Source organism: Mesorhizobium sp. ESP7-2 (genome assembly GCF_020164715.1).
Lineage (GTDB): Bacteria > Pseudomonadota > Alphaproteobacteria > Rhizobiales > Rhizobiaceae > Mesorhizobium.
Genome location: NZ_JAIUGQ010000004.1, coordinates 163,785 through 176,324, shown reverse-complemented (window position 1 = coordinate 176,324; position 12,540 = coordinate 163,785). Strand labels below are relative to the sequence as shown.

10 protein-coding genes are annotated in these 12,540 nt (G+C 65.2%); 6 read left to right on the top strand and 4 right to left on the bottom strand.

Features of this window, described 5'->3' with window-relative positions; all coding sequences use genetic code 11:
- Positions 1 to 4: 4 nt before the first annotated feature.
- On the bottom strand, positions 5 to 148 hold the full coding sequence (locus tag LB543_RS06385) for a hypothetical protein (protein WP_181178778.1): 144 nt from the start codon (positions 146 to 148) through the stop codon (positions 5 to 7).
- A 205-nt stretch (positions 149 to 353) separates the two neighbouring features.
- Between LB543_RS06385 and LB543_RS06380 the strand changes: the two genes are divergently transcribed.
- Positions 354 to 785, top strand: a complete 432-nt coding sequence (locus LB543_RS06380) for a DOPA 4,5-dioxygenase family protein (protein ID WP_224613480.1) — start codon at positions 354 to 356, stop codon at positions 783 to 785.
- Positions 786 to 930: 145 nt separating this feature from the next.
- Here LB543_RS06380 and LB543_RS06375 read toward each other — a convergent pair whose 3' ends face one another.
- Positions 931 to 2,049, bottom strand: a complete 1,119-nt coding sequence (locus tag LB543_RS06375; RefSeq protein ID WP_224613479.1) for an NADH:flavin oxidoreductase — start codon at positions 2,047 to 2,049, stop codon at positions 931 to 933.
- 101 nt (positions 2,050 to 2,150) lie between these two features.
- Here LB543_RS06375 and LB543_RS06370 point away from each other — a divergent pair, with 101 nt between their 5' ends.
- The 5 genes from LB543_RS06370 to LB543_RS06350 all read left to right on the top strand — a co-directional run bounded on the left by LB543_RS06370 (position 2,151) and on the right by LB543_RS06350 (position 9,819).
- Complete coding sequence (locus tag LB543_RS06370; RefSeq protein WP_140811405.1) at positions 2,151 to 2,561, top strand: winged helix-turn-helix transcriptional regulator; 411 nt, start codon at positions 2,151 to 2,153, stop codon at positions 2,559 to 2,561.
- 269 nt (positions 2,562 to 2,830) lie between these two features.
- Positions 2,831 to 3,631 carry an NADPH-dependent F420 reductase gene (locus LB543_RS06365; RefSeq protein WP_411908747.1) on the top strand — a complete coding sequence of 267 codons (801 nt, stop codon included), beginning with the start codon at positions 2,831 to 2,833 and terminating at the stop codon, positions 3,629 to 3,631.
- Between the two features lie 243 nt (positions 3,632 to 3,874).
- Positions 3,875 to 4,831 carry an ornithine cyclodeaminase family protein gene (locus LB543_RS06360; protein WP_224613477.1) on the top strand — a complete coding sequence of 319 codons (957 nt, stop codon included), beginning with the start codon at positions 3,875 to 3,877 and terminating at the stop codon, positions 4,829 to 4,831.
- 268 nt (positions 4,832 to 5,099) lie between these two features.
- Positions 5,100 to 8,480, top strand: a complete 3,381-nt coding sequence (locus tag LB543_RS06355; protein WP_224613476.1) for an ATP-binding protein — start codon at positions 5,100 to 5,102, stop codon at positions 8,478 to 8,480.
- Between the two features lie 25 nt (positions 8,481 to 8,505).
- Positions 8,506 to 9,819, top strand: a complete 1,314-nt coding sequence (locus LB543_RS06350) for an ABC transporter substrate-binding protein (RefSeq protein ID WP_224613475.1) — start codon at positions 8,506 to 8,508, stop codon at positions 9,817 to 9,819.
- A gap of 192 nt (positions 9,820 to 10,011) precedes the next feature.
- On the opposite strand, the gene LB543_RS06345 is transcribed toward LB543_RS06350, so the two are convergent.
- A complete protein-coding gene (locus tag LB543_RS06345) occupies positions 10,012 to 10,257 on the bottom strand; it encodes a MoaD/ThiS family protein (protein ID WP_140811411.1) in 246 nt (81 codons plus the stop codon).
- Positions 10,258 to 10,274: 17 nt separating this feature from the next.
- Positions 10,275 to 12,539 (bottom strand): xanthine dehydrogenase family protein molybdopterin-binding subunit, encoded by a 2,265-nt coding sequence (locus LB543_RS06340; RefSeq protein WP_224613474.1) that lies wholly within the window; start codon positions 12,537 to 12,539, stop codon positions 10,275 to 10,277.
- Position 12,540 lies beyond the last annotated feature (1 nt).

Below are 12,540 nucleotides of genomic sequence, written 5' to 3'. Positions count from 1 at the left end.
GGTGCTACAGCCCGAAGAACTGCCGCCCGATCATGTAGCCCAGCGCCGCCGCGACGAGCGGAAACAGCGTCGGCGCGACCTTGCCGAAGAAGGAGACGCTCGTGTCCTTGGGTGGCACATAGCGTCCATTGCCGAGATTCTTGGTCATTGCGTACCCGAACCGATAATTAGCGGACGCTTATTGACGCATGGCCGCATTAACGGGTTGCAAAGAAATTCGATCGAATAGCCGACCATTGCGCGGTGCCCACAGCCATTTGTCGCCGATCTCGGCCCAGCCCGCACCGGCTACAGACAAGGCGCCGGTCCTTCGGCTAGAGTTCCGCCTGGCGCGTCACCAGGGGAGCATCGAGATGAGCGAAGCGAGTTCAACGCCGGCCGGGCAACCCAGACCGCTCGCCGAGATCGCCAGCTACCACGCCCATATCTACCATGACGGGCAGGCCGAGCGGCGGCATGCCGAATGGCTGCGCCAGCGCATCGCCGAACGTTTCCGCGTGCGCCTCGGCAACTGGCACGACGGACCAGTCGGCCCGCACGGGCAGGCCATGTACCAGGTCTCCTTCGCCACCGAAATTTTCGCCACGCTGGTGCCCCGGCTGATGCTGAACCACCGGGGCTTGAGCATCCTCATCCACCCCAACACCACCAACCCCAAGCGCGACCACCTGGTCGACCCGATCTGGATCGGCCGGCCGTTGGAAGTGCATGGGGAGGTGCTTGGCGAGGAGCATGAGGCGGAAGAAGCGCTGGAGGTGAATACGGAACCGACGCTGGGAGCGTGAGGGGCGCCTATGCCCGCGAGTGCAGCTCAGCTTTGCCGCCCAACCGGTTTTCAAGGCGTTCGCACGATAATCGAAGCAGGCTCCGGTTGCGCTAAAATCGGCAAGGCGGGCGGGCAAACAAGTGCCCTCGCCCGCCCACCGTGAGTTACACCAGTTCGGCCAGGGCTGCTGCTTCGAAGCCGTTCAACGAATCGTACTTGCCGCCCTCGACCTTTGCCACCCAGTGCGGGTCGCTGAGAATGGCCCGACCCACGGCGATCAGATCAAACTCGTCGCGTTCCATCCGTTCGATGAGTCGGTCCAAGCTTGCGGGTGTCGATCCCTCGCCGGCAAAGGCGGTGGCGAAGTCTTTTTCGAGGCCGACCGATCCGACGCTGATCGTCGCGGCGCCAGTCACCTTCTTGGCCCAGCCTGCGAAGTTGAGGCCGTTCTCGCCATCGATCTCTGGGAATTCCGGCTCCCAGAAGCGACGCTGCGAGCAGTGCACGATGTCGACGCCGGCTTCCACCATCGGCAGCAGCCAGTCCTCCATGACCGCCGGCGTTTCCGCGAGCTTCACGGCGAGGTCCTGCTGCTTCCACTGGCTGAACCGCATGATGATCGGGAAATCGGGGCCGACCGCGGCGCGGACGGCGGCGACGATCTCGCCGGCGAAGCGCGACCGTTCCTTGATCGTCGGGCCGTTGTAGCGGTCGGTGCGCAGGTTGGTGCCCTTCCAGAAGAACTGGTCGACCAGGTAGCCGTGCGCGCCGTGGAGCTCGACCGTATCGAAGCCGAGCCGCCTGGCGTCGGCGGCCGCCTTGGCGAAGGCCGCCACGGTATCGGCGATGTCTTCTTCGGTCATCGCCACGCCTCGCGGTTGATCCGGCGCGACCAGCCCGGACGGGCTCTCGACCGGCGCGTCCGGCTCCCAGCCGTTGAGATAACGGGTGGAACCGGTATGCCAGAGCTGCGGCGCCATGCGGCCGCCGGCCTGGTGGACGGCGTCGATGATGTTCTTCCACCCGGCGAGGGCCGCCTCGCCGTGGAAAAGGGGAATGCCGCCATCGTTGCGCGATGCAGGACGATCGACGACGGTTCCTTCGGACAGGATCAGCCCAACCTGTCCTTCCGCCCGACGCCGGTAATAGGCCACATTCGCCTCGCCGGGTACGCCGTCGGGAGCGAAGAGCCGTGTCATCGGTGCCATGACGATGCGGTTCTTCAGTTTGAGCGACCCGATGGCGAAGGGACGGAACAGGGTGCTGGTATCTGCATGAGACATTAATCAAAACTCCGTTGTGATCGATGCCTCACAGGTATATATTGTAGACCTGACGTCAATTAGGCACTTTAAATCGCCTTGGTTTATCGAAGGAAACCGCAATGCCCAGTCTGGATCCGAAATGCTTTTCGTCGGATTGCCCGAGCCGCGTGCTGTTCGACCAGATCGCCGACAAGTGGTCGATGATGGTGCTGACCGTGCTGGAGGACGGACCGCACCGGTTCAACGGGATCCGGCGCCGTCTGGAGGGCGTAACCCAAAAGGCGCTCACGCAGTGCCTCCGTCGCCTTGAGCGCAACGGGCTGATCTCTCGGCAAGTGTTGTCGCTGTCGCCCGTGGCGGTGCAGTATCGGATCACGCCGCTTGGCCACACATTGCACGAACCGTTTCGGGCACTCTACCAGTGGACGCTTGCGAACATGGCCGAGGTCGATGCCGCTCGTCAGCTCTTCGACGCCTCCGCCGGTGGGATGACGCCGATCGACGCCTCGCGGCTCAAATCGGCCGCCTGACCCCGCGACAATCCGGTCCTGCATCTTGCCACGCCGCCGATGCGAGCGCGCGATGCACGCGGTCACGGCACGAAACGACCGGACGACGGCAAGCCGTGCTCGCATGTCCACAGGCGGTATCCCGAGCCCTACCAACGCTACTTCAAGTGCCTGATTGACACCAAGTCTACGGTGTATACTTGAGCATATGGAGTTGCTGCCGCTCAGCCGGGTCATTGTTTGATGCTGGGTGCGGCGGATGATGGGCACAGCCCATCGGCGATGCCGTGATCGACGTCCGACCCACTGTCGCCCGCGAGCCGGCATCGAACGAATTGAAAGGAACAGACATGAGGATCGGCATCATCGGCGCGGGCAATATCGGTGCAACGCTGGCGCGCAAGTTCTCGGCGAACGGGCACACGATCAAGCTCGCCGCGACCAGGAGCCCCGACAAGCTGCGCGACCTGGCCGAGAAGATTGGCGCCGAACCCGTCACCCCGGCCGAAGCGGTGAAGGACGTCGACGTCATCATCGTGTCCATCCCGTTCGGGAAGAACCCCGAGCTGGCCCGGCTGTTCGCCGACGTGCCGGCCAACGTGGTCGTCATCGACACCTCGAACTACTATCCTGTGCGCGATGGTAATATCGCCGAAGTGGACAATGGCGAGCCCGAGAGCCTCTGGTCGAGCGCCCAGTTCGGCCGCCCGGTGGTGAAGGCTTTCAACGCGATTCTGGCTGGCGTGCTGGCGGACGCGGGAAAACCGCGCGGCGCGGCCGACCGGATCGCAATTCCCGTTGCCGGCGATGATGCGGCCGCCAAGGCCATTGCGCGGCGGCTGGTGGACGAAACCGGGTTCGACCCGGTCGACGCGGGAGGCCTTGCCGACTCGTGGCGGCTGCAGCCGGGCACGCCGGCCTATTGTACGTCACTGCCGGCCGGCGCTCTGCGCGACGCGCTGGTGGCGGCGGACAAGGCTCGTGCACCGCGCAACCTCAGGGATCTCATGGGCAGGCTCAGCACATACGCGGCCTTCCCCAGCACCGAGGACATGACCGCGCTGAACCGCGAGCTTAACAGCAGGAGGTAAGTCGGGCGCGGGATCGGCGCTCTCGAAGGCCAGGCCCGCCGCCGCCCGCCGCACTGGGCACGCCTGATATGGCGCACGGTGCCCTGAAACAGGCCTTGGAAGGTCCAAGGCGAGGTCACCGGGACGGCGCCAATCGAGATGGGCGGCCACGGAAGGCGAGCCCGCCCTCACGACAAGGCTTTCCGGCGCGCCCGCAACGTGTAGTCTGGCCCTTGGGAACACGACAAAATGACCGATTGATCCATGGCCGCTGAAACCTTGCCCTATCTGTCATCCGCGCTGCTCGACCGCCTGTCGATCTCGACAGTCGACATGGTCGACGAGATCGAACGCCAGATCGTCGGCCAGAGGCGCGGCGAGGTCTGGTGCGCGCCGAAGGCGGTCGTGCTGCCGGGCGACGACCGCTACATCATGGCGACGCTCGGCGTTGCCTCCACGCCGCCCGTGCTGGCGACGAAATCGCTGGTCGTCAATCCGCGCAACGCCGGGCGCGGACTGCCCACGCTCAATTCGCTGATCACGCTGCTCGACGCCGAAACCGGCCTGCCGCTTGCCCTGGTTGACGGCAATTGGGTGACCGAGAAACGCACGGCCGCCTTGAGCGCCGTCGCCGCCAGGCGCATGGCCAGAGGCGATGCGTCATCCCTGGCCTTCATCGGCTGCGGCGTGCAGGCGCGCGGCCATCTCGAAGCATTCGCCGACCTCTTCCCCTTGCGCGAAATCCGCGCCTACGGCCGCGGCACGGCCAATCGCGACGCGCTGTGCCAGATGGCGCGGTCGCGAGGGCTGCAAGCAATCCCATGCGACACGGCAAGGGCCGCGATCGAAGGCGCCGACATGGTGGTGACGACGGTGACCCTGGTGCCCAGGCCCGCGCCATTCCTCGACGCGAACTGGCTGAAGCCGGGAAGCTTCACCGTGATGACCGACCAGGCCCTGCCCTGGCTGCCCGACACGATGCCCCGCTTCGACCGCATCATCGTCGACGATCTGGAGCAGGAAGCGAACATGCCCAAGCCGATGATCGACCCCGCCCTGGTCGCCGGCGACCTGACGCGGCTGGTGTGCGGCGATTTTGCGGGGAGACAGGACGCGGGCGAAACCACGGCGTTTGTTTTCCGGGGGCTGGCGGTGGGGGATCTGGCGGTGGCGGCGCTTGCCTACGGCCGCGCGCAGGTGGCTGGGGCGCTCGGAGCGTAGCGGGGTTGCCGGAGAGCGTTTCCGCGTGTGGCTTGATAGGGGCCGCAAGCGGACCGCCAGCTCGAGGCAGCGAGAATATAAAGCTGACGTACAGTTCTGCGCGAGCAGCATCCTGATGTGACCACAACAGCGGACGTTCGGACGGCTCAACTCGACTTGGCTTGTGACGGACCAAAGCTGACATTACTACTCGCACAAAAGGGACGACCCTGCATCCCATTTGCGATATAATGCCCGACAAAGCCTCTACCGCCTGGGAGAAGGCACTGTGGACATTGAGGCATGGCTGGTAGACCTCGGCCTGGGTGAGTACGCACCGGTTTTCCGCGACAACGACGTTGACCCGGAGGTTCTTTCCAAGCTGACCGCCGAGGACCTGGCCGCGCTCGGGGTCACATCGATCGGCCATCGGCGCAAGTTGCTCAGCGCCATTGCATCCCTCGCTGACAATACAACCCTGCCCCGGATGGCTTCGCCACCGCCGGCGGCCTCGGATTCCCGCGCAGAGCGGCGGCAACTCACCGTGATGTTGGTGGACCTCGTCGGTTCGACCGAGCTGTCGCAGCGGCTCGACCCAGAGGACACACGCGAAGTCATCCTCGCCTACCAGCAGGCGGTATCGCGCGAGATCACCCGCTACGACGGGCGGGTGGCCAAGCTGATGGGCGATGGGGTGCTCGCCTATTTCGGCTGGCCGCAAGCACACGAGGATGATCCCGAGCGCGCTGTGCGCGCGGGTCTCGCCGCTGCCTCCGCGACCGCTAGGCTGGCCAGCCCCGGCGGAACGCCGCTGGCCGCGCGTGTCGGCATCGCCACGGGACTGGTCGTCGTCGGAGACCTGATCGGAGAAGGTGCGGCGCAAGAGGAGGCGGTCGTCGGCGACACGCCCAACCTTGCAGCTCGGCTACAGGCGCTGGCCGAGCCGGGATCTGTGGTTATCGCCGAGGTTACGCAAAGGCTCGTCGCAGGTCTGTTCACCGCGACCGATCTCGGCGAGCACAAGCTCAAAGGCTTCGGCGCCCCAGTGCGGTGCTGGCGCATCGCTGGCGAGACGGGCGCCGAGAGCCGGTTCGAAGCGCGGCACGTCGTGCTGCCCCCGCTGGTCGGCCGGCAAGAGGAGTTCACCTTCCTGCTCGAACGATGGCGTTGCGCAACATCGGGCCACGGCCAGGTCGTGCTGCTCAGCGGCGAGGCCGGCATCGGCAAGTCGCGCCTGCTCGCTGCGCTCGCGGCCCAGATCGCGGCCGCGCCGCATTCCGAACTGCGCTATTTTTGCTCGGCCTACCACACCAACAGCGCACTCCATCCGCTCATCGCGCATTTGGAGCGAGCGGCGGGGTTCATGGGCAACGACAACACCGACACCCGATTCGATAAGATCGCAGCAATGCTTGGCGCGACCGGCGTTGAAACGGGAGAGGTGCTGCCGCTGCTGGCGACGCTGCTTTCGATCGATGTAGGCGGGCGGTACCAACTCCCGAAGTTGCCGGCACCGACGCTCAGGGCGCGCACGCTGGCTGCCTTGACACGGCTGGTCGAAGCGTCCGCGACGAAGGCGCCAATGCTCGCGCTCGTCGAGGATGCCCATTGGATCGACCCCACTTCGGCCGAATGGCTGGAGACACTGGTGGAACGGTTCGCCGGTCTGCCTGCCTTGCTGGTGGTCACCGCGCGGTCCGAATTCGAACCCCGCTGGAAGGCGCGGTCGCATGTCAGCGTGCTGCGGCTGGGGCGGCTCGAACCGTGCGATGGCACGGCGATCATGGAGCGGGTGGCGGGTGGCAAGAAGCTGCCGCGCGACATCGCGGACCGCATCCTCGCCAACACCGAAGGGGTGCCGCTGTTCGTCGAGGAGCTGACGCGGACCGTGCTCGAGTCCGGCCTACTGATCGAGGCGGGCGATCGATATCTGGCGATCGGGCCGCTGCCGGCGATCGCGATCCCTTCGACGCTGCAGGATTCGCTGATGGCGAGGCTCGACCGGTTGTCGCCCGTGAAAGAGACGGCGCAGATCGGCGCCTGCATCGGCCGCGTTTTCGGATATCGGCTGCTCGCCGCAGTGAGCGGTGCCGGCCAGGACCGGCTCGACGATGCGCTCAACCAGCTGGAACACGCCGAGCTGGTGTTCCGTGGGGGCACCGCTCCGGAGGCGACCTATACGTTCAAGCACGCGCTGGTGCGCGACACGGCCTACCAGAGCCTGCTGAAGAGCCGGCGCCAACAGATCCATGCGAAGGTCGCCGCGGCGCTGGAAGCCGAGTTCGCCGAGATCGCCGAGGCCGAGCCGGAGACCGTCGCGCAGCACTACACGCTTGCCGGTCTGGCGGCTGAGGCCGCGTCGTGGTGGCTGACAGCAGGCAAGCGAGCGATGACAAGGTCTGCCAACCGCGAAGCCGCGACGCACTTCGGCAAAGGGCTGGAACTCGTTGTGACCTTGCCCGCTTCCGAGACCCGTCTGAGGCAGGAGCTCTCCCTGTGGATGGCAATGGGCTCGGCCCTGATCTCCGTGAAAGGCTGGGCCGATCCGGAGGTTCTACAGGCATTTGCGACCGCGCGCGAACTCGCCGAGCGGCTCGGCGACAAAGCCCAGCTGTTCGCCGCCGTCCGCGGTGAGAGCGCCTTCCGTACAATTTCTGGCCACCTGCGCGTCGCCGAATCGCTCGCCGTCCAATGCAAGACGCTCGGCATGGAGCTCGCACAGGGATCCGGTGACTCTGCCTACCTACTGGAAGCACACCACCAGCTCTGGGGCGTCAACTTCTATCTCGGCGACTACGAGGCCGCGGAATCCTTCGCCAACTATGGCCTCGCCACTTACGACTACGAGCGGCATCGCCACCTCGCGTGGGGCTATACCGGGCACGATCCCGGGGTCTGCTGCAGGTCGTTCCGCGCACAGATGCTCTGCATACGCGGCAAGCAGGACATGGCGATCCAACAGTCACGGGAAGCCATCGCCCTAGCCGAGCGCGTCTCGCACCCGATGAGCCTAGCCCAGGCGCAGATGGCCCTCAGCGTCGTCCATTTGATGCGGCGCGAGCCCGACGAGGGGCGACGGTGGGCGGAGAAGGCCATGGCAGTGTGCACCGAGTTCGCCATTCCGCTGCTGCTCGGGCAGGCTCGCGTCTTCTTCGGCTGGGCGCTTGCCGCTCTCGGTCAGCTGGACGATGGCATTCGCCAGATGCGCGAGGGGATCGCGGCGATCGCCGTGACTGGCGCCGACATGGGGATGGCCTACTATCTTTGCGCGCTCGCCCGCGCGTGCGGCGAACGCGGCGAGGCAAGCGAGGGGCTTGCACTTCTGGAGCAGGCGTTCGACGCGCTCGCCAAGTCCGACTCCAATTATCAGCTACCGGAATTGTTGAGCGCCAAAGGAGAGCTGCTATCGCGGGTGGACCCGCGAGACGATGCCGTCGAAGGCTCATTTCGCCAATCTCTAGCTGCCGCCCGCGAGCAAGGTGCGAAACTGGCCGAACTGAGATCCGCGCTTCGCCTCGCCCGACTTTGGTCCGTTCGCGGGCGCGGGAGCGAGGCGCGAGATCTGCTCGCACCCGCCTACGCGGCATTCAACGAGGGTTTCGACACGCCTGACCTAGCGGAGGCAAGAGGCCTGCTGCAACGGCTGTCGCATGCAGCGGCAGCGCCGTAGCCAAGGTGCTTTCGGGAGGAGCGCCATGTTCAAGCAAATGTGGATCGGCCTGCTCGCGGGCGTAGCGCTGCTGGCTGCGGGTCGGCCGGCCGCAGCGACCGAGCTCACCATCCTGTGGGCGGAATGGGATCCGGCCAACTATCTGCAAGAACTCGCCAACGACTACGAGAAGGAAACCGGGGTCAAAGTCATGGTCGAGACCGTGGACTGGCCCGGCTTCCAAGACAAGGCATTCATGGAATTCAATGCCCATGGCGACTCCTACGACATGGTCGTCGGCGATTCGCAGTGGCTGGGAGCCGGCGCGACGGAGGGCCACTATTTCGAGCTGACCGATCTCGTGCGGCAGCTGGACCTCATCAACGTCATGACGCCCGCCTCAATGACCTACTACTCGGAATACCCGAAGGGCAGCGGCCGTTATTGGGCCGTGCCGCTCGAAGCCGACGCGATCGGCTGGGCCTATCGCAAGGACTGGTTCGAGGATCCCTCCGAGATGAAGGCCTTCAAGGAGAAATACGGTTATGACCTCGCCCCACCGAGGACCTGGATGCAACTGCGCGACATCGCCGAGTTCTTCTACCGACCACACTCCAATCCGCCGCGTTACGGGGTCGCCATCTATACGGAGCAGCACGGCGACGGGCTCATCATGGGCTTCATGTCCGAGTTGTTCAGCTACGGGGGTGAACTCGGCGACTATGCCACCTGCGCGGTTGACGGCATCGTCAACTCGCCGCAGGCTGTTCGGGCATTGAAGGCTTACAAGGAACTCTATTCCTTCACGCCGCCGGACTGGGCCAATACCACCAATCGAGAGGAAGACCTGGCCATCACCGGAAATCTCGCGGCAATGAGCATGAATTTCTTTGCCTTCTTCCCAGCGCTGGTAAATCCGTCGATCAATCCAAACGCTTCCGTCACCGGGTTCTTCGCCAGCCCGGCCGGCCCGGGTGGCGACCGTTTCACGGCGCTCGGCGGCCAGGGCATCTCGATCGTGTCCTATTCGCACAAGCAGAAGGAAGCCAGGAAGTTCCTGGAGTGGCTATCTCGCGATGACACTCAGCAGAAATGGGCCGATCTCGGCGGCTATACTGCCGACGCGCGGATCTTGGCATCGCCGAGATTCCGCAACGCTACTCCCTATAATGACGCTTTCTACCAGAGCCTCTTTGTCGTGAAAGATTTCTGGGCGGAGCCCTATTACGCCAAGCTCATCGACCAGATGAACGCACGTCTCGGACCCTACATGCTAAAGGATGGCGGCTCGGCAAAGGAGACCCTCGACGGAATAGCGGCGGACTGGAAGGCGACCATCGCCGAGCACGGCTGCAAATAGCCGTCCCTGGATTGAAATGGCGTCGTCATGTGTGCGAGGCACACCGTGGCCTAGCCCGCGAGCCGCGGCGCGCGAATGTCTCTTTCCCGCGAAGAACCGTCTCGCGAAGCGGGCGAACGCACGTCCACATCTGGCGCAACTGCGACCACTGTTATTGGCGCAAAGCTGACACTTATACCCTGCGCCCCGCCCTCACCCCCCAGCCAGCCTCGGCAGCAAAAATATCTCCGCGCCCGGCGGCAGTTTCTTCGACCACGTATCCCGATAGATCGTCCCGTCGATCGCGACGGCAATCCCGCGATCGATCCATGGCTCCAGGCCGGGATACTGTTCAGCGAGTTTCCTGAACAGCTCCCTTATGTCCTTGGCCTCGACCTCGACCTTGCTCTTGCCTCCGGCGGTCGTGGCCAGCGCGCCCCAGAGCGTGACTTCGACCATAGCCGCTTAACCCTGCCCTAGCCTTCCCGTTCCGCCTCGATGGCCGCCAGGATGCGGGGCGGCGACATCGGGATGTGGGTCATGCGCACGCCGGCCGCGTTCGAGACCGCGTTGGCGATCGCCGCCAGCGGCGGCACGATCGAGGTTTCGCCGACGCCGCGCACGCCATAGGGGTGGTTGGGGTTGGGGATTTCCAGGATCTGCGTATCGATCATCGGCAGGTCGGAGCAGACCGGGATGCGGTAATCGAGGAAGCCGGCGTTCTGCAGCCGCCCGTCCTTGCCGTAAATATACTCCTCGTTGAGCGCCCAGCCGATGCCTTGCGCCGCACCGCCCTGGTACTGGCCCTCGACATAGGTCGGGTGCACCGCCTTGCCGGCATCCTGCACCACCGTGTAGCGGATCACCCTGGTCGAACCTGTCTCGGGGTCGACCTCGACGTCGCATATATGGGTGGCGAAGGAGACGCCGGCGCCGTCGGCGACGAGCTCGCTATGGCCTGCGATCGGCCCGCCCGTCTTGCCGGATTGGGCCGCGATCTCCTTCAGCGACAGCTTGCCGAGATTGCCGTGCTTCTCGCCCTTGGCGACCGCGTGGCCCTGTTCCCAGACCACGTCGTCGACCGAGATATCCCACATCTGCGCGGCGCGCTCGCGCAGGATTTTTATCGCGTTGCGGGCGGCCGAGATCGTCGCCATCGAGGACGAGAACGTGCCCCGGCTGCCGTCGGTCATGTCGTTGTAGCCGAGGCTCGACGTGTCGGCGACGATGGCCTTGACCTGTTCATAGGCGATGCCGAGCTCCTCCGCCGCGACCAGCGACAGCGAGGCGCGGGAGCCGCCGACATCGACCGTGCCGACGGCGAGCGAGACCGAGCCGTCCATGCCGATGTTCAGGTCGGTGCAGGTCTGGCCGCCGAAATTGAACCAGAAGCCGCAGGCCATGCCGCGCCCCTGGTTCTCCTTCAGCGGTGCCTTCATGTGCGCGTGGTTCTTCACCGCTTCCAGCGTCGGGCCAATGCCGATCGGGCCGTAGACCGGGCCGTAGGACGACCGCGTGCCTTCCTGGGCGGCGTTCTTGATGCGGAACTCGACCGGATCCATGCCGAGCTCCTTGGCGAGCTCGTCGACGGTGCTTTCCACCGCGAAGGCCGCCATCGGCGCCGACGGCGCGCGATAGGCGGCGGTCTTCGGCCGGTTGACCAGCACTTCGAAGCCGACGGTCTTGACGTTGTCGAGCCTGTAGCAGGCGAACGCCGTCATGGCGCCGATCTCGGCCCAGGTGCCGGCATAGGGGCCGCTGGTGTAGCGCAGCGTCGCTTCGGCCGCCGTGATCGTGCCGTCCTTGCGGGCGCCGATCTTGACGTCGATCGAGGTGGCGCTGGTCGGGCCCGAAGCGCGAAAGACCTCGTCGCGGGTCATCACCAGCTTCACCGGGCGTCCGGCCTTGCGCGACAAAGCGAGCGCCACCGGCTCGGCCCAGACATGGGTCTTGCCGCCAAAACCGCCGCCAATCTCGGACGAAGTGACGCGCAGCTTCGAGGCTTCCATGCCGAGCAGCTGCGCGCAGTGCTGGCGGTAGACGAAATGGCCCTGCGTGCAGACCCAGAGGTCGGCGGTGCCGTCGGTGCTGACATTGGCCACGCAGGCATGCGGCTCGATATAGCCCTGGTGCGTCTGCTCGGTCTTGAACGAGCGCTCGACGATGAAATCGGCGTGGCCGAAACCCTGATGGACGTCGCCATGGCCGAACTGCGAGCGCTTGGTGACGTTGGAGGGCTTGACCGGCTTTTCCTCCAGCCCCTCGGTGAAGATCGTGTCGTTGATCAGCGGCGCATGGTGCTGCATCGCCTCATCGACATCGGTGACATGCGGCAGCACCTCGTACTCGACCTCGATCAGCTTCAGCGCTTGCCTGGCCGTGTGGGCATCGATCGCCGCGACCGCGGCCACCGCATGGCCGTCGTAGAGCGCCTTGGTGCGCGCCATGCAATTGTCGAGGATGTCGTACATGGCGGCATCGCCATCGGTCAGATCAGGCAGGTCGGCGGCGGTGATCACCGCCTTGACGCCGGCAAGCGCTTCCGCCTTCGAAGTGTCGATCTTCCGGAGTTTCGCATGCGCGTGTGGGCTGCGCAGCACGCGGCCGACCAGCTGGCCGGCCATGTTGAAGTCGGCGCCATAGCGGGCGCGGCCGGTCACCTTGTCGACACCGTCGGGACGGATCGGGCGCGTGCCGACGGAAGCGAATTTACGCCCTGAAAAACGCGGATCGAAATTCATC

Excerpts from the sequence above, each read along its gene's own strand:
- LB543_RS06385 (WP_181178778.1), bottom strand. The coding sequence starts at position 148 with ATGACCAAGAATCTCGGCAATGGACGCTATGTGCCACCCAAGGACACG.
- LB543_RS06380 (WP_224613480.1), top strand. The coding sequence starts at position 354 with ATGAGCGAAGCGAGTTCAACGCCGGCCGGGCAACCCAGACCGCTCGCC.
- LB543_RS06375 (WP_224613479.1), bottom strand. The coding sequence starts at position 2,049 with ATGTCTCATGCAGATACCAGCACCCTGTTCCGTCCCTTCGCCATCGGG.
- LB543_RS06370 (WP_140811405.1), top strand. The coding sequence starts at position 2,151 with ATGCCCAGTCTGGATCCGAAATGCTTTTCGTCGGATTGCCCGAGCCGC.
- LB543_RS06360 (WP_224613477.1), top strand. The coding sequence starts at position 3,875 with ATGGCCGCTGAAACCTTGCCCTATCTGTCATCCGCGCTGCTCGACCGC.
- LB543_RS06350 (WP_224613475.1), top strand. The coding sequence starts at position 8,506 with ATGTTCAAGCAAATGTGGATCGGCCTGCTCGCGGGCGTAGCGCTGCTG.
- LB543_RS06345 (WP_140811411.1), bottom strand. The coding sequence starts at position 10,257 with ATGGTCGAAGTCACGCTCTGGGGCGCGCTGGCCACGACCGCCGGAGGC.
- LB543_RS06340 (WP_224613474.1), bottom strand. The coding sequence starts at position 12,539 with ATGAATTTCGATCCGCGTTTTTCAGGGCGTAAATTCGCTTCCGTCGGC.